Here is a 17,526-nt window from a genome sequence, read left to right on the forward strand (position 1 = left end):
CATTTGCGGGCCACAGGTGTATATTCCCATTTCGTTTGTCATAAGTTATCGAAATGTCGTACTTTTAACAAACAAAAATCCTGATCGCTAGAATTGACCCAAATAAATGCACCATGGCAAAAAGAAAGAAAAACAGGTTACTCCCTTATTTACTCGCTCTTCTAGTCGTTCTCATTATTGTGCTGGTTGTTGGAAAAAAGAAAGGTTGGTTTGGGAAAGAGTTTGAAGTCAAAGTCACAACTCAGAAAATTGAAAGTAAAACCATCACTGAGCTGATTACGGCCAACGGGAAGGTGCAGCCGGAAACCGAAGTCAAAATAAGCCCGGATGTTTCGGGTGAGATCATTGAAATGGATATTGAAGAAGGAGATGAGGTGAAAAAAGGGCAGTTGCTCATGGTCATCAAACCTGATATTTATATTCAGGCGCTGAACCGGGCCGAAGCCAGCTTGAACTCATCGAAGGCCCGATTGGCGCAGACGGAAGCACAGTTGATTGAGCGGGAGTTGGCGTTCAAACGTTCTAAAACATTGTATGATCAGCAAGCCGTTGCGCAGTCTGATTTTGAAACGGCACAGGCTGGTTACAAGGTAGCTGCTGCAGAGGTACGCGCTGCTGAGTTTGCGGTGAAGTCGGCTGAAGCATCGGTGGCTGAGGCCGAAGAACAACTGGTGAAAACCAAGATCTATGCGCCCATGGATGGAACAGTTTCGCAGCTTAATGTTGAAAAAGGCGAGCGGGTCGTTGGAACCAATATGTATGCCGGAACTGATATGATGGTGGTGGCAGATCTGGATCGAATGGAAGTGAAAGTGGAAGTGAACGAAAATGATATTGTCAAGGTGTCGAAAGGCGATACTGCTTTGGTAGAGGTGGATGCTTATCTGAAACGGACGTTTAAGGGAATTGTCACTGAAATTGCCAACTCGGCCAATACGGTCGGGTCTTCGTCCGATCAGGTAACCAATTTTGATGTGAAAGTGCTATTGCTGCGCGATTCTTACCTCGATTTGATTGATAGTTCATCGATGAATATCTACCCATTTCGCCCGGGCATGTCAGCTACTGTTGATATTCAAACAGAAACCCGAAAAGGGGTGATCGCAGTGCCTATTCAGGCGGTTACCACCCGGATTGTTAAGGATGAAGCTGAGTCGGGCGAAGATACTTCAAAAGATGAAAAGGAAGAAGTTATTTTTGTGTTGGAAGAGGGTTTAGCCCGCAAAAAACGCGTTGAAACTGGCATTCAGGATAACATGAGCATTGAGATTTTAAGTGGAATTACTGGTGGTGATGAGGTGATTACCGGGCCTTACAATATCGTGACCCGCACCTTAAAAGATAGCTTAAACGTTAAGTCAGTTGATGAAAAAGAATTGTTTGAGGCCAAAGATTAAGGTTTCCAATTGCGATGAAACGCAAAAAAGCCATCCGGGATTTCCCGGATGGCTTTTTTGTTTGCGCCTCTTTGTTTGGTTACTGTGGGCGTTTGAAACTGTTCCAAAAGTTTTCCACGTAAGCTTCGTTCTCAAAATAATCTTTCCCTGTTTGTTTGGTCGGGCTGGTGCTTAAATCCAGCACGCTGGCTTTTCTGCTAAGGGTTATTTTTTTGTTTTTCGAGTCGGTAAATGTTTTATCACAGTCCAGGTAGTTCAAGCTGTACTTTCCCGCTTGTGGCTTGTATGTGGCAGTAAAATGGTAGCTTACCTGGTTTTGTTCGTTTTTCTTGGTTGCCAGCGAACGGTTATGGGGGTTGTTGTGTTTCGATTCAACAACACACTCATTGCGCAGGATTTCGTAATTATTCTGACTGATATAAATCTTCCCATCCAGCCGGGTGGCGTAGTAGTCGCCGGTGTGCGCCAAATCGGTTTTTCTGGTTTTGTAGGAAATTACCCACACCGAATCGCCATTGAAAGGGCTAATGCTTTCCAGTTGTAAGTCAAAATCGTTGAGTAAGTGGGCGTTTAAAACACTGTTGGCCAAGCGGGCAATATCCATCTCAATCAGCTCGTCAAATCCGGTTGTTCCACTTGCAATCGAGTAGGATTCAAAGTCCTTTTTAACTTCGCTGAATTGGTAGTGACGGTTTTTGAACGCGTCGGTAATGGACGGCGAACGATAAGCTGTTTCATCAAAAAAATCAATGACAGCTTCCCGTTTTTGTTGTGTACCATCGGCTGTTTTCAACTCTTCCTGGTAATATAACTTCATCCCCAGCGGCCCTTGGTGGAAATTCTGCGGAATGTTGCTGGCTGCTGATTTTATAATTCGAAAAAGAACCCGTGATTGTGCGGCAATATCGACGTTCTCAATGTCATAAGTCTGCTCGGTCAGGTCAATCTTGACGAAGTCTTTTTGCAATAAGGTCGCAATGTCGAACGTCTGGTTTTCATAACCCACAGCGGAGAAAAATAGCTGCTCTTTCTGAAATTCTTCCGGAACTTTAAGTTCGAAAAAGCCTTGGGCATCGCTGGCTGTTCCGTAAAATGTTCCTTCGACGCCAATGTTTGTATAGGCAATTCCTGCCTGGCTTGCCGAATCAACCACTCGGCCCTTGAGTTGTTTGACTTGTGCTTCTGTTGTTAAACTAAACAGAAGAAATAAAGATATTATCAGATTTCTCATGCGGTCTTTTTTTTAGCTCAGAGTTTTTCCTATTTTTAGCTAATAACGTCAGAATAAATTTAAAAGTACAATTTGAATAACATATTTATGAGAAAGACGTTATTTATTCGAATTAACCAAACAACGAAAAAATAGTTTAAAATCAAACAATCCGGGAGTTTAATCCTCTTAAATTCACAATGAATTAGGATTCTATATCCCGGCTTATTGTTTACAATAAAAATTGAATCAGATGAGAACAAGCAAACTTTTTATATTCATTGCATGTGTGGGGGTTTTGGCTGCATCATGTGTGTCGAAAAAGAAATACCTGGACATGGAATCTTCTAAGTTACGTGCCGAACAACGGGTGCGTGATTTGACCGATGAGAATCAGGCTAAAGCCGATCGTATTGAACATTTGATTGCGGATTATGAACAAACCAAGACCGAGCTGATGGGAAGCAATGCCGAGAAGGACCAGCTGATTAGTGACTTGAACGGACAAATCAATACGCTAGCCAACAATGTGCAGGAGAAAGATGCCAGCATTGAAGAGAAAATTTATGCTTTTGAATACGAAAAAAGACAGTATAGCCAGCAGATGGAAGGCTATAAAGAGCAGATCGAGGCATTGCAGGATGACAAAAAAAACCTTTCTTCGCAAGTGAAGAAGCTAACTGGTGATCTTTCCGAAATTCGCTTTGATCAGAATCGTCAGAAAGATGAAAACGGGAAACTGGAATTTCAACTTAAATCGAAAAATGCGACTATCGAAGAGTTGTCGGGACAGTTATCCACTCTGAAATCACAAGTGCAAAAGCTGAAAGTTGATCTTCAAACCAAAGATGAAACAATCGAACAGTTGAAAAATAATGTTAGTTTGCTAAAAGGTGAGCTGGCGAAATAAATAAAATCATAAAACTAATTTGAATGAAAAAACTGACGTATTTGCTGGCGCTGCTGCTGTGCGCTGGGCCGCTGCTGGCACAAAAAGATGTAATCAACCTGTTTAATGGAAAGAACCTGGATGGTTGGAAAATTCATGGCACAGAAAAATGGTATGTAGAAAAAGGTGAATTGATTTGTGAAAGTGGCCCGGACAAAGCTTATGGGTACCTTTCAACTGAAAAATCGTACGATGATTTTGAGTTGGAAGTTGAATTTAAGCAAGAAGCCAATGGCAATAGCGGGATCTTTTTCCGTTCTACTTTTGAAGGCACCAAAGTGAGTGGCTGGCAAGTGGAAGTAGCTCCTCCAAACCACGATTCAGGCGGTATTTACGAGTCGTATGGCCGCGGATGGATTTGCCAGATTCCTGATGAGGAAGAAGGCTACCTGAAAATGGGTAAGTGGAATAAAATGAAGATACGCCTGCAAGGTGGTCATGTCACCACCTGGCTGAATGGACACCAAATGTGCGACATGACCGACGATAAAATTGCCGAAGGCAAAGGAAGTATTGCCCTGCAAATTCATGATGGCGGTGGTATTAAAGTACACTGGAGAAAGCTGAAACTTCGTGAGCTTTAGCCCAACGAAGGCAGGTTGATTCCTTTTATCTTCCGGAATAAATCCAGGGCATATAGATCTGTCATGCCCGACACAAAGTCGATTACCGATTGCACCTTTTCATAGGTCGAATGGTGGTCGACTTTGTATTGAATGGGCATCAACGAAATCAGTCGTTTAGAATAGCCTTTGTCGGGCGATAAAACGGCTTCGGTAAAGGATTCGAGAAGCGTTCCGATAATCTGGTGTCCGGAAATCTCAACTTCTACAACCGCTCGGTGTTTGTAGATTTTTTCGATGGACAAGGCCTGAATCTCATCCATGGCAATTTTCGATATGCCTTTAATTTGGCTGATCAGCGATTGCTGGAAAGCACCTTTCATGATGGCATCCTGGTTGGCTTCAAATTCAGCGATGCATTCGTGTACCAGTTTGTTGATCACCCCGGCACGCAGGTAAGCAATACGCTCATTGTGGTCCAATACTTCTTTAAATGTGGCTTCAATCTTTTTTAATAAATTCTTATCTTTCCCCTTATCATAAAAGTTCAGGAAAAGCAGTTTGGTTTGCTCGTAGGTCAGGATACCCAGTTTGTGAGCATCTTCCAGATCCATTAGTTGGTAGCAAATATCATCGGCCGCTTCAACTAGAAAAACTAAGGGATGGCGCGCAAATTTTAGCGGATTGTTGTAGAGCTGCTTGATGTTGAGTTCACTGGCAATTGCCTCGTAGCATGCCTTTTCAGACTGGAAAAAACCAAATTTGGGTTTTGTGACATTGACCGATTCAAAAGGGTATTTGACAATGCTGGCCAACGTGGTATAGGTAAGGGCAAAACCTCCGGCCCGGCGTCCGTTAAACTGGTGGCTAAGTAGTCGAAGGGCATTGGCATTACCATCGAAATAAACGAAATCCTTCCATTCTTCGGGTTTCAGCATCAGCTCCAGGTTCTGGCCGTTTCCATTTCGGAAGTAGCTCGAAATGGCTTCTTCACCGGCATGTCCGAAGGGAGGATTTCCCATGTCGTGAGCCAGGCAGGCGGCCGAAACAACAGCGCCCAGCTCCGAAATTAGAGGATTGGTTTCGCCGGCTACGAGCAGTTTTTCCGAAAGAATGTTTCCGAGTGAGCGACCTACGCTGGCTACCTCCAGGCTGTGCGTTAGTCGGTTGTGCACAAAGATGCTTCCCGGTAACGGAAAGACCTGGGTTTTGTTTTGCATCCGCCGGAAAGGCGACGAAAAAATAATCCGGTCGTAGTCGCGCTGAAACTGGGTCCGGTTAAAGAGCTCAGTTTGTTTCGCCCCGGGCTGGGTGCCTAATCGTTTACTCGAAATTAATTCCGTCCAGTTCATCATAGCATTTTATTTAAATAAGCAGTTGGAGCGCTTTTCTGTTCAAAAAACATCCACTTGATAGTTTTTTAGCTCTTTGTCCAGTTGTTTTGAGTTCGGACAAACCGATTCGAGCAAGCTCCAAAAGCTGGTACTGTGGTTTTTCTCCCTGGTGTGGGCCAGTTCGTGCAGTAGCACGTAGTCGGTCAAGCGATCCGGCAAACGCATCAGGTGCACGTTCAGGTTGATATTGTTAGTGTACGAACAACTTCCCCAACGACTTTTTACATGTTTTATAAATACTTTTTCAAATTGAAACTGGTGCTTGTCGGCCAGTTCCTGAAGGCGGTTCGGAAGGTATGCTTTGGCTTCGTATCGCATAACTTCAACAAGTGTCCGGCGTATAAATTGCTGAATGGGTGGGTGTTCGTGATTGATGTGCTCTGGAATGTTGATTTGAATAATACCGTTCCCGATGCTGTTTGATACTTTCGACTGTCTGACTTTTACGACTTTTAATTGATGAAACTTTGTTCGAAAAGAGCTATCTTGCTCAAAAACAGTTAAACCTGTTTTTAGCTTTTGTTGTTGTTCTTGTATCCAGGTCGATTTCGATCTGACAAAGTCAATTGCTTTGGACTCTGAAGCTAAAACAGGCATGGAGACATGGGCAAGTCCATTGGGTTTTACCCGTAACCGAAAATAACGGGAGCGTTCATTTCTAACTAAAGTAACCTGTCCAACAGGTTCAACATCGATCACTTTCTCAGCCTTCATAGAGTTAATAATTGCTGACGAAGATAATCAATCCTTCAAAATTTGAACTATGGAACAAAAAAACACGATTGAAGTATTTGGGACGATTAATAAAAGAGAAACCGTATTTACTATTGATGACAAGGTAGAGCCGGGCACACTCGTTTTTGAGTCGCTTGAGCCATTTCCGGGGTATTACCACGAAACTCCCTTCGACACGAAACCTATTTACATGTACATTGCCTTGCAGGAACATTATCCGCTGGAAAGCATTATTCGCGCTACTCAGGAGGTAGAAAAAGTTTTCGATGAAAAGTTTGATGCGGGTAAAGGCTTTTTGACGATGTATGAGAAAACATACTATGTTCTTCGGGTGAGGCATTTAAACCGCTATGAGCTGATTGGTGCTTTGCAAAAAGCATACGAAGATAACGGAATTCACTTTTTGAGCAAGAATAAGAAGAACCTGAAGGAGAAAGCCAATATTAAGGTGGTTAAATTTTTTACCCTTGAAAAAATTGATGACGGAATTTACCTGGATTTAAAAGAACGGTTCCATGCTTATATTGAGCTTCCGGGTTATAGCGCGTGGGATGACTTTGATGCCCTGAGCAATCGGGTGAAGTATAATTGGCGCGAAAGTAAATTTGATGCGGCAGTTGGCTCTTTCTATCACAACGGACGCTTGCGCGAATTTGTTAGGATTTATAGCAATAAGTTAAGTTTAGAATATTTACAAGAGTTGAAAAAACTCTACATGGAAAAGGTGAAGTAGTTGTACTAAAAATAGGATGAGAGCAGGATAGCAGGTGTTATCCTGCTTTTTTTATGTGTTTGTAGGCGATTGTTCCCGACTTAGAAGTAAAAAAAAACTGCACCAATGAGCAAGTCACTGATGCAGTTCCGAGTAAAAAAAATTATGCTGCTAATTTATTGGAAAATATTGCTTGTCGAAGTTCCATCCTTCAACAGCTATTTTCCAATTTCTTGAATCGGCCAGAGGACATTCCAGCTCGATTATTTTTTCATCTCCCGGAACCAGCGAAACATAGTTGTCGTTGGCAAATAGTGGGAGTATTCGTTCGTTCGTTTGGGCATCAACCACTGCCAGTCGGTTGAAGAAAGCTACAGGTGCATTGGGCGAATTTTTCAGTGTGACCCGCACTTTGTTGGGAGCACTTCTAGTCACTGATACGTTCAGTTTCGAATCAGGCAGCTTTTGCAATCCGCTGTAGTTTCCTTCGGCATCCGGAAACCAGTAAAAGTTTTCGGCTACCACTTCCTGTTGGTTGTTTTGCAGTTGAAGCAAGAGGAAGGAGCCATCTTTTTCGCCTCCAACATGTTTTAGCGCCGATTTCACCGACATGATTTTTTTGGTTGTTGTAGGCCCAATGTAAACAAGAATCTGAGAGATCGGGCGCTCTTTGCCTTTCATGTCATAAGCTTTGGCAACCAGCATCAGGTCGTTTTGGGTTTCAAAGCCATTGTTGACTACGGTAATCATTTTTGATGTCGGATTGCAAATGGCTTGTAATTTCTGACTTCCGGTTCGCAGTCCGTATAAACAAGCATTCGGATCGAGGTAATAGTCGTACATCTGTCCGCGCAGAGCGGTCCAGGGATTTTGTGTTTTCCAGATGATGGTTCCCGTGTACCAGTCCCACATGTGCGAACTGAATCCTTCGATGAGTGCCCGGTATTGGTTGTAGTTCACCAACTGCGCTATTCTGGCAAACTCCTCCATGTTGGAAGCGCCGCCGTAAGGCTTCATCGAGCGTCCATATCCAATGTATTTATGATAGGTCCAAACAGGGTCTGAAACTGATTCGGTTCCATGTTTTTCGGTAGGGATAACCTGATTTTCGATGGGAAGAAAACGCTTCAAGGATTCCGCATCGCCAACGCCAACAGAGCCTATTTCAGAGTTGAAAGGCCAGGTGCGGTGTTGCCAGAAAATAGAGTCAGGCTGAATGCCATAAGGGCCATCGCCGTTTCCTCCCAAAAAGTTGTAAGACATGCTGTCGGAATTCGAATATTCGATAAACCAGCGTGTGCCGTCCAGTTCTTTTAGTACGGAATCTCTTAGTGTTTCCAGAATATCAACAGGAGGCTTGATCTCGTTTCCGCCGCACCACATGGCCAGCGATGGATTGTTGCGGATAAGCTTCACAGCATCAGCTGCCGATTGGATAAATAAATTATGGTCATCTGGGTATTGCCGGCGGGTCCATTGGTCGTCTTTTTTATTCCGATCGAGCCATCGTCCGTTGCAGTCGCCAGACATCCAGAAGTCCTGAATGACCAGCAGTCCATATTTGTTGCAGGCATCATAAAACTCAGGACGTTCGGCCAGCGCTCCACCCCAAATCCGAATCAAGTTCAGATTCATGTCGCGGTGGTAGCGCACTTCCGCGTCGTAACGTTCGGGGCTAAAGCGAAGCATGGCATCGGAAATGATCCAGTTGCCACCTTTTATAAATATTTTTTGGCCATTGACCATGATCTGCATGCTGCGCGTCTGGTCGTTCCATTTTCGCTGGATTTCGCGAATACCTACGGTGATATTTTCCTGATCGGCGAGTTGGTCGTTCACGAAGAATTTCATCGTCAGGGGATAGAGGTTTTGATCGCCATAACCATTGGGCCACCAGAGTTTTGGGTGCTTAATCGTCAGTTTGGGCAGCTTTATCTTTTGGGTTGAACGTGCAGGCAGCGAAACCGTTTGCTCTACGGTCTGCCCATCAATTTCCACGACAAGTTTTCCCGAGACGAGCTTGTTGGTTGGATTGACCAGCTCGACCGATGTTTGGATTTGAGCCGGAGCTTGCTTCTTGCCCGGTAAACGAACACCCGGTACGTGGGTAATCACATGCGTATTTTGCAGGTTGATTACCTGGGTGGTTTCCACGGTCACTTTATCCCAAATTCCGGTGTTGCGGTCGCGAATTGGTTGAATCCAGTCCCACCCAGCAACATATTGGTGCGCCACATTGCGGGCAATTTCACCATCACCTCCCTGTCCGCCATTGGGGTTTCCAGCCGGATCAACCGGATAGACAATAACAGCCAGGCGATTGTTACCGTCAGCGGCTAGCAAGGAGGTAATGTTATACGTTTGACGCAAGAACATGCCGTAATGTCTTTCTGCATTTACTTTTTTCCCGTTCAAAAAAACATCGCAGCTGTAGTTGACGCCTCGGAAATGCAACCAGACTTGTTCATCTTCTTTTGCTTTTTTGTTGAAATTATTGACAAACCAATAGGTGTAATGATCTCGTCCGGTTTCGTAAATGTCTTTGATTTTTTCGTTATGCATCCCGTAGAACGGATCCGGAACCTCGTCCAGAGCAAGCAGATTGGTTAACACCGTCCCGGGAACAATAGCTGGTTTCCACTGGCGCAGACGATAGCTTGGTTTCGAAATCTCTTCGCCGGAGGCTTTAACTTTTTCCAGCGGCGCGAGTTGCCAGTTTGAGTTAAGTTCAAGCTCTGATGCAGCTCCTCTTTGTGATGAGAAAATAATTGCGAAGAGGATTCCTATAAGTATGATTCGATGTCTCATGGTCTTTTTTATTGGTTCCTGTTCTGAGTATTCTGCAATCCGAAATTGTCTTTCGTTTGCTTTGTTCTACTTTGTTACGTTTGTCTGCAGCTGTCGGTTTGCGATGCACGTATCGCCGAAATTCACTTAATGCTGATTCATTGCTATTGAGCTCTGCTGTTGAGTGACTTAGTCTGTGTTTTGTCGGTGGTGTGGCACCTGCTTTTGAAAAATATAACCGTTCAAAACTAAGGATATTTTTTACAAAAGAACTTGTTTTTTTAATAAATGTGTACGCACACATGGTATTTTTTCTATCTTGTCGCTCCTTCTTGACCTGGGGGCGTTAACTATTTAAGGGAAGAAACCGATTAAGCCAATTGTTCGATTAAAGCCTTGATTCTGAATCAATATCGATTTTTGGTTAGCCTTAGCTATATTAGGGGATTTTTTGGTTTTTCTGATGATCATTGTCCCAAAGAGCTGTTTGTACTTGCTTTTTTGATGTGTGCGTAAACATCTTTTTATAGTAGGGTTATAGATAGGAACTTTGAATTTCCTTATATTTAGATTAAATGTTTTAAATCGTTTAAAAATGAGAAAGATAGTTGGGGTTTTATTGATTGTTTTGATGGGATTTTTATCGCTGTCGGCCCAAGACCTGGGGGTTCATCAGCAGTCAACAACTTATGAATGGCCATCTGACCAAAAGGTATTGGAGAAACTGGATCAATGGCAGGATCTGAAGTTTGGAATGATTATTCACTGGGGTTTATATGCCGTTCCGGGAATAATCGAGTCGTGGGCTTTGTGTTCTGAAGATTGGATTAACCGGCCTGACAGCATGAGGTACTGCGAGTATAAAAAGTGGTATTGGGGTCTGAGTAAGGATTTTAATCCAGTGAAGTTTAATCCGGAACAATGGGCGGACGCAGCTGATGGGGCAGGGATGAAATACCTGGTTTTTACGACTAAGCATCATGACGGATTTAACCTGTTCGACACGCAGCAAACGGATTTTAAAGTAACCAATGGCCCGTTCAGTAAGCATCCCAAAGCGAATGTGGCTAAATATGTCTTTGAAGCCTTTCGGGCCAAAGATTTTATGATTGGGGCCTATTATTCAAAACCTGATTGGCATTCGCAGGATTTTTGGTGGGATAAATATTCAACGCCAAACCGAAATGTTAACTACGATATTCGCAAATTTCCAGAGCGCTGGGATCGCTTTAAAACATTCGCCTATAATCAGATCCAGGAATTGATGACAGACTATGGGGCAGTTGATATTCTTTGGCTTGACGGTGGGTGGGTTCGTCCACGCGAAACGGTGAATGAAGAGGTTTTGTCGTGGGGAGCACCGATTCCGGATTGGGATCAGAAAATTGATTTACCCAAAATTGCCGATATGGCTCGGCAGCAACAGCCCGGTTTACTGATTGTGGATCGTACTGTTCATGGCCCTTATGAAAATTACCAGACTCCCGAACGTAGTATTCCTTCCAAGCAACTGGACTATCCTTGGGAAAGTTGCATTACCCTAGGCAATAACTGGGGATTTGTTCCAAATGAAAAATTGAAATCACCTACCAAAGTGGTACATGACTTGGTAGAGATTGTTGCTAAAGGAGGTAGTTTGTTGTTGGGGGTTGGGCCCCGTCCTGATGGAACGCTGGATGCAGAAGTGGTTGAGCGGCTGCAGACAATTGGCGAGTGGCTTCAAGCCAATGGAGATGCTATCTATGGAACCCGAACTGCTGAGTATTATCAGGATGGCGAAGTGTTCTTCACTAAAGGGAAGGACAAGGAGACTTATGCGGTTGCCCGCTTAGCAGAGGGAGAGCCTGTGCCGGCAGCCATCCGTTGGAGTGGGAATTTACCGGCAAAGGGTTCAAGCCTTGTTTTGCTGGCTACCGGAGAGAAAGTGAAATGGAAAATGGACGGAGATCAGGTGTTGGTGTCAGTTCCAAAATCATTCCGGAAAAGTCATGCGGAATATCCCGCGTTGGCCTTTTCTATTCAACCAAAATAAAAAACTGATTTTTAAAGAATTAGAAAGATGATGAAAAAACATTTCCGAACACTGAGCATAATCCTCCTGCTGTCAAGCCCGTTCTGTTCGTTTGGCCAGAACCTATGGGAAGGACTTGATCATTTGTTTACACCGGTTCGACATTACGTGGCTTACCAGGCTTCTGAACCGATCCTGCTGGATGGAAAACCCAGCGAGGCAGATTGGGCAAAAGCGGCCTGGACGAATGATTTTGTTGATATTGAAGGTGACCGAAAGCCGAAGCCGCTTCACCGAACTCGCATCAAAATGCTGTGGGATGAGCATAATTTATACCTCTTTGCCGAACTGGAAGAACCACATGTTTGGGCGTATTATGATACCAATGACATGATTGTTTATCATGAAAATGATTTTGAAGTTTTTATCGACCCCGATGGAAATGCTCATGATTATTTTGAGTTTGAGGTTAATGCCCGCAACACGTTGTTTGATTTGTTTATGCCGCGCCCATACCGCGATGGAGCTCGTCCCTTCGTGATTTATAACGCTCCGGGATTTGAAAGTGCCATTGCCGTTGATGGAACGATCAATGACCCAAGTGATCGGGATAAGAAATGGACGGTGGAGATGAAGATTCCATTTGCAGACTTGCGCTCCGGGGTGGAAAGTGAAGTTCCTGAGCAAGGAGAGCACTGGCGAATCAACTTTTCGCGGGTGCAGTGGAAAACCGATGTTATTGATGGGCGGTATGTGAGACGGAAAAATCCGGATACCGGCCGTCCATTGCCCGAATTCAATTGGGTGTGGAGTGCTCCCGGCATCATCAGCATGCATGCACCTGAACGTTATGGAATTGTGCAGTTTTCAACTCATGCCGTTGGAACCACTAAGGTGGATTTTCAGCCTGCTAAACATGCGCAAATGCGCAAATACGCTTGGCAGATTTATTATAAGCAGAAAAGTTATCAAAGAGAGCATGGCTGGTATGCCGCTAATGTGAAACAATTGGGATTGAATGACCGTTTCTCTCTAGAAGGAAATGAATCAGTAAGCTTGGAGTTGGAAGCAAGCAAATGGCAATTTACGGCTAGGCTTACAGCTTCTGATGGCAGTTCTTGTTCAATTAATAACGTAGGCTTGTTTAAAACAAATCAAAAATAGAAACATGAAAAAACGTGAATTTATAAAATCATCCTTACTGGCAGGTGCTGGTATTTTAAGCTACACCAGTTCAGGGGCTTTCCCTAAAAGACATAAATCGGAAAAAAGAGCTAATAAACATTGGGTTTGGGAAAATCCGAATAAGAAAGAAACAGAAGCTGAGTTGCAGGAGAAATATGAGCGGTTTTACGATGCTGGCATCCGGGGGATGTTTTTTGAGAGCGATAGCGAGATGCATTTTCGGATAGCCAAAAAGGCAGGTTTGGAAACGCATCGCTGGATGTGGACCATGAACCGAGGTGAGAAGTCGCTGCTGGAGGCGCATCCCGAATGGTATGCCATCAGCCGGACCGGCGAGTCGTGTGCAACCAATCCACCCTACGTTAATTACTATCGATGGCTGTGTCCCTCAAAACCTGAAGTTCAGGATTACTTGCGCGAGCAGGTGGAAAATGTCTTGCAGAAGGACTATGTTGATGGAATTCACCTGGATTATGTGCGCTATTGCGATGTGATTTTGCCAGTTGACCTGTGGCAAAACTACGACATTGTTCAGCAGGAGGAACTACCGGAATATGATTTTTGCTACTGCGAAACTTGCCGTTCAAACTATAAGGAAATGCATGGCGTAGATCCGCTGGAGCTGGAGTATCCCGATCAGAGCCTTTCATGGAGAAACTATCGGTATGACCGAATTACAGATATCGTGAACCAGGCTTCAGCTATTGCGCACAAGCATAAAAAGCAAATTACTGCAGCGGTATTTCCAACGCCGGAAGTGGCACGGCGTATTGTCCGGCAAGATTGGACCAACTGGAACTTGGATGGAATCTGTCCTATGATTTATCACGGTTTTTACCGTGAGCAGGTTCAGTGGATTGGCGAGGCGGTGAAAGAAGGTGTTCATTTTTTATGTGGTCGTTTCCCGCTGTATGCCGGACTGTTTTTGCCTAATTTCAAATCAACGAAAGAGCTGGACAATGGCATTGACTACGCTTTGAAAAACGGAGCTGCCGGCGTTTCTCTGTTTGGTAACGTTGATGATGAGGTGCTGGCTGTTTTGAAAAAGCATAAGTAGATCGTGGTCTGTTTTTTAGGAATAGGAAGGGGATAAGTTTATTCTTTTTTCTGAAACGGTATCATATTATAATAGAGCTCCGAAGCATAAGATCAGCAGATCATTCGCTTTGGAGCTTTATTTTTTTTAATCCTTAAAAGCAGCATCGTCTACTGATTGTTAATTTAGTTTTATTGAGAAATACTGTTTTGTTCGTGTTAGTATTTGCAAGATTAGTAGTAAATTAGAACATGAAAGGGGAATTGCCCAATCATAATCAACAGAATTTATTCCGTCCAATCTTGAGTTAGTAAGAAATTGACTAATTAAAACAAAACACATGGAAGATTATCAGAGTTTAGTAGAAAAGGCTTATGAACTGATTTTAATCCATGGGGCACAGATTGTTTTAGCAATTGTAGTCCTGATTGTTGGTTTATGGATTATCAACCGTTTTACGCGAGGTGCCCGGCGGATGATGGAACAAAGAAAGGTCAATGTGTCTTTGATCGGTTTTGTGTCCAGTATGACCAATCTGGGCTTGAAGGCCCTGTTGCTCATTAGTGTAGCGGGCATGATTGGTATTCAAACGACTTCGTTTATTGCCATACTGGGTGCCGCGGGTCTGGCTATTGGCTTGGCCCTGCAGGGAACGCTGGCCAATTTTGCCGGAGGGGTTATGATCCTTGTTTTTAAACCCTTTCAGGTGGGCGATCTGATTAAAACCCAAGGGCATTTAGGGGTTGTTAAAGAGATTCATATTGTAGTGACGGTCTTGTTGTCACCCGACAATAAAACCATTATTATCCCGAATGGTGCTATCTCAAATGGAGATATAACCAACTATACGACGGAGGGACTGATTCGGGTAGATATGACCTTCGGAATATCCTATAAGTCCAATATTAAACAAGCACGGGAGGTGCTGCTGAAGGTAATGAGACAACATCCGTTGGTACTCGAGGAGCCGGCTCCATTTGTTGGTGTTTCCGGTTTGGCTGATAGTGCTGTTGAGCTGGCCGTGCGTCCACATACCAAGCCGGAGAATTACTGGGCTGTTTATTTTGCTGTTTATGAGCAAGGTAAAGAGGCGCTGGATGAAGCCGGAATAAGCATTCCGTTCCCACAAATGGATGTGCATATGAATCAAGTATAAAATGAAGGAATTCTCATTTTTTGTCGGTGAGTGGTCTTAAAATTTGCTTATTCAAAAAAAAAGTTATTGTTTTACACTCTCAAGTTCAAATTAGATTAATGAAATAAATACAATATGGCTTCCGTGGTGGGGTCTTCTTCGAATAAGAAGGTAATAGCCATATTGGTATTTTTAAGAGATATACAAATGAATCAGGTCATGTTAACAAATTGGTGGTGGCGCAATAACTTTTCACAATACCGTGGGGAGGAGTAGCTTCATGCCAGTCATGATCACAAAAGCGGCTTATCGGAACACGGTAAGCCGCTTTTTTTTGTCAAAAATTTTAAAAACGCAATAGCATGAATCCAATAAATGTACAAGTAAACGTCAAGAAGATCCTGGCAGATACGCTTACTCCGGTGAGTGTTTATCTGAAGTTCAGGGAGTTGTTTCCCAACTCGATTCTACTTGAAAGTTCCGATTATCATGGGAATGAAAATGCGTATTCTTTCATCTGTATCAAGCCAATGGCCTGCTTTACGGCCGATCAGGGGCAGATTACCATCGATCACTTGGGCAAGCGGGTAATGAGTAAAGAGGTGACTGATCACAAGACAGTAGAAGTGGAACTGGATGCCTTTTTCAAATCGTTCAAGCTAAGTGGTGATGTGGATGGCACGCCTGCCAATGGCTTGTTTGGATACCTTAGTTTCGATTCGATTAAGTATTTTGAGAAGATCGACGTGACAGCTGAGCGAAAGGAAGCCTATTCGGTGCCGGAGGTGAAATATTGCTTTTATAAGTATATTCTGGCTATTGATCACTCCAAGGATATGATTTCGTTGATTGAAAATCTGGCTGAGGGGGAAACAGCAGAAATGGGACAGATTGAGTCCTTGCTTAAAAATTTGTCTTTTCCGGATACCAAATTTGATTTGGTGGGCGATGAAACTTCCAACATTACCGATGAGGAATATCGGCAGATGGTCACCAAAGGCAAAGAGCATTGTTATCGTGGCGATGTCTTTCAGATTGTGTTGTCACGACAGTTTGCACAACAATACAAAGGCGATGAATTTAACGTGTACCGGGCACTTCGGTCAGTTAATCCATCGCCTTACTTATTTTTCTTCGATTACGGCGATTACCGGATCTTCGGTTCCAGCCCGGAAGCGGAGCTACGGATAAAGAAGGGACGTGCTATCATCAACCCCATTGCGGGAACATTTCGGCGTTCCGGCAATGATGAGCAAGACCGGGTGTTGGCTGAGCAGCTGTGTGCCGATCCCAAAGAAAATGCGGAGCATGTTATGTTGGTTGATCTGGCGCGAAACGACCTGAGTAGAAATGCTGAGGACGTGACTGTGGACAGCTATCGCGAAGTGCAGTACTTCTCACATGTCATTCACCTGGTGTCTGAAGTGTCGGGTAAACTGCCTGAAGGAGCTAATATGGTTTCTGTGTTGGGAGATTCCTTTCCGGCCGGAACCTTGTCGGGAGCGCCTAAGCACATGGCTATGCAGTTGATCGATCGCTACGAAAACCAGCGGCGCAGCTACTACGGGGGAGCTATTGGTTTTATGGGCTTCGACAACAGCCTGAACCATGCGATTATGATCCGTTCTTTTTTGAGTAAAGGAAACGCGCTCTACTACCAGGCTGGTGCCGGAGTGGTGGCCGACTCACAAGAAGAAAACGAACTGCAGGAAGTGAATAATAAGTTGGCTGCGCTGAAAAAAGCCATTGAAATTGCTAAAGAGATTTAACATGAAAATAGTAGTCATAGATAATTACGACTCATTCACCTACAATTTGGTGCACGCGATTAAGAAACTATCGGGGCAGCCTGTTGATGTGATTCGGAATGATGAGCTGGAGCTGAACGATCTGGAGAAGTACGATAAGATTGTGCTCTCACCGGGACCCGGAATTCCGGAAGAAGCTGGTTTGCTGTTAGAAATTATTCGTGAGTTTGCCCCGCGTAAAAGTATGCTGGGGGTTTGCTTGGGGCATCAGGCAATGGGCGAGGCTTTTGGTGCTAAATTGATTAACATGAAACGTGTGCTGCATGGCGTTGCCACAACGGTAAGTCAGGTGAATCCCGATCCGATTTTGTTTGCCTCGATTCCGGAGCAATTTGAAGCAGGCCGTTACCACAGCTGGATTGTGAATCCGGATGGTTTACCTGCTTGTTTTGAAATAACCAGCCAGGATGCTAATGGGCAGATTATGTCGATGAAGCACAAAGAATACGATGTGCGTAGTGTGCAGTTTCATCCTGAGTCGGTTTTAACACCACTGGGTGAGAAAATGATTGAGAACTGGTTGAACAGCTAATTCAATCGGAGTCTGGAAACAACTGTTGAATGCAATGGATTTGATGGTGCAATAGAATATAAAACAATCAGA

At 44.0% G+C, this 17,526-nt stretch carries 14 protein-coding genes; 10 read left to right on the forward strand and 4 right to left on the reverse strand.

What is annotated here, in order from left to right; translation table 11 throughout:
• The first annotated feature begins 113 nt into the window (after nucleotides 1-113).
• The gene (locus ACUNWA_RS01365; RefSeq protein ID WP_445590078.1) at nucleotides 114-1,397 is read left to right on the forward strand and encodes an efflux RND transporter periplasmic adaptor subunit; all 1,284 of its coding nucleotides are present in this window, start codon (nucleotides 114-116) and stop codon (nucleotides 1,395-1,397) included.
• Nucleotides 1,398-1,476: 79 nt separating this feature from the next.
• Here the strand turns inward: ACUNWA_RS01365 and ACUNWA_RS01370 are convergent, their stop codons facing one another.
• Nucleotides 1,477-2,628, reverse strand: coding sequence for a carboxypeptidase-like regulatory domain-containing protein (locus tag ACUNWA_RS01370; RefSeq protein WP_445590079.1), 1,152 nt, complete (start codon nucleotides 2,626-2,628; stop codon nucleotides 1,477-1,479).
• Nucleotides 2,629-2,860: 232 nt separating this feature from the next.
• On the opposite strand from ACUNWA_RS01370, the gene ACUNWA_RS01375 reads away from it, so the two are divergent.
• Nucleotides 2,861-3,517, forward strand: coding sequence for a hypothetical protein (locus ACUNWA_RS01375; RefSeq protein ID WP_445590080.1), 657 nt, complete (start codon nucleotides 2,861-2,863; stop codon nucleotides 3,515-3,517).
• Between the two features lie 23 nt (nucleotides 3,518-3,540).
• A complete protein-coding gene (locus tag ACUNWA_RS01380) occupies nucleotides 3,541-4,140 on the forward strand; it encodes a 3-keto-disaccharide hydrolase (protein WP_445590081.1) in 600 nt (199 codons plus the stop codon).
• Here ACUNWA_RS01380 and ACUNWA_RS01385 read toward each other — a convergent pair.
• Both ACUNWA_RS01385 and ACUNWA_RS01390 read right to left on the reverse strand, forming a co-directional pair.
• Nucleotides 4,137-5,474 (reverse strand): deoxyguanosinetriphosphate triphosphohydrolase, encoded by a 1,338-nt coding sequence (locus ACUNWA_RS01385; protein WP_445590082.1) that lies wholly within the window; start codon nucleotides 5,472-5,474, stop codon nucleotides 4,137-4,139. The genes ACUNWA_RS01380 and ACUNWA_RS01385 overlap by 4 nt on opposite strands.
• A gap of 39 nt (nucleotides 5,475-5,513) precedes the next feature.
• Complete coding sequence (locus ACUNWA_RS01390; protein WP_445590083.1) at nucleotides 5,514-6,227, reverse strand: M48 family metallopeptidase; 714 nt, start codon at nucleotides 6,225-6,227, stop codon at nucleotides 5,514-5,516.
• 49 nt (nucleotides 6,228-6,276) lie between these two features.
• On the opposite strand from ACUNWA_RS01390, the gene ACUNWA_RS01395 reads away from it, so the two are divergent.
• Complete coding sequence (locus ACUNWA_RS01395; RefSeq protein WP_445590084.1) at nucleotides 6,277-6,981, forward strand: hypothetical protein; 705 nt, start codon at nucleotides 6,277-6,279, stop codon at nucleotides 6,979-6,981.
• 150 nt (nucleotides 6,982-7,131) lie between these two features.
• Here ACUNWA_RS01395 and ACUNWA_RS01400 read toward each other — a convergent pair whose 3' ends face one another.
• On the reverse strand, nucleotides 7,132-9,768 hold the full coding sequence (locus tag ACUNWA_RS01400; protein WP_445590085.1) for a glycoside hydrolase family 2 protein: 2,637 nt from the start codon (nucleotides 9,766-9,768) through the stop codon (nucleotides 7,132-7,134).
• A gap of 574 nt (nucleotides 9,769-10,342) precedes the next feature.
• Between ACUNWA_RS01400 and ACUNWA_RS01405 the strand changes: the two genes are divergently transcribed.
• The 6 genes from ACUNWA_RS01405 to ACUNWA_RS01430 all read left to right on the forward strand — a co-directional run bounded on the left by ACUNWA_RS01405 (nucleotide 10,343) and on the right by ACUNWA_RS01430 (nucleotide 17,454).
• Nucleotides 10,343-11,779: an alpha-L-fucosidase gene (locus ACUNWA_RS01405; RefSeq protein ID WP_445590086.1), complete on the forward strand. Its 1,437-nt coding sequence runs from the start codon at nucleotides 10,343-10,345 to the stop codon at nucleotides 11,777-11,779.
• 27 nt (nucleotides 11,780-11,806) lie between these two features.
• Complete coding sequence (locus tag ACUNWA_RS01410) at nucleotides 11,807-12,922, forward strand: carbohydrate-binding family 9-like protein (protein WP_445590087.1); 1,116 nt, start codon at nucleotides 11,807-11,809, stop codon at nucleotides 12,920-12,922.
• A gap of 4 nt (nucleotides 12,923-12,926) precedes the next feature.
• On the forward strand, nucleotides 12,927-14,000 hold the full coding sequence (locus ACUNWA_RS01415) for a family 10 glycosylhydrolase (RefSeq protein WP_445590088.1): 1,074 nt from the start codon (nucleotides 12,927-12,929) through the stop codon (nucleotides 13,998-14,000).
• Between the two features lie 319 nt (nucleotides 14,001-14,319).
• Nucleotides 14,320-15,135 carry a mechanosensitive ion channel family protein gene (locus ACUNWA_RS01420; RefSeq protein ID WP_445590089.1) on the forward strand — a complete coding sequence of 272 codons (816 nt, stop codon included), beginning with the start codon at nucleotides 14,320-14,322 and terminating at the stop codon, nucleotides 15,133-15,135.
• A gap of 341 nt (nucleotides 15,136-15,476) precedes the next feature.
• Nucleotides 15,477-16,883, forward strand: coding sequence for an anthranilate synthase component I family protein (locus ACUNWA_RS01425; RefSeq protein WP_445590090.1), 1,407 nt, complete (start codon nucleotides 15,477-15,479; stop codon nucleotides 16,881-16,883).
• Nucleotide 16,884: 1 nt separating this feature from the next.
• On the forward strand, nucleotides 16,885-17,454 hold the full coding sequence (locus ACUNWA_RS01430; protein ID WP_445590091.1) for an anthranilate synthase component II: 570 nt from the start codon (nucleotides 16,885-16,887) through the stop codon (nucleotides 17,452-17,454).
• The last annotated feature ends 72 nt before the right edge of the window (nucleotides 17,455-17,526 follow it).

The sequence above is a fragment of the Sunxiuqinia sp. sy24 genome, from assembly GCF_052677165.1.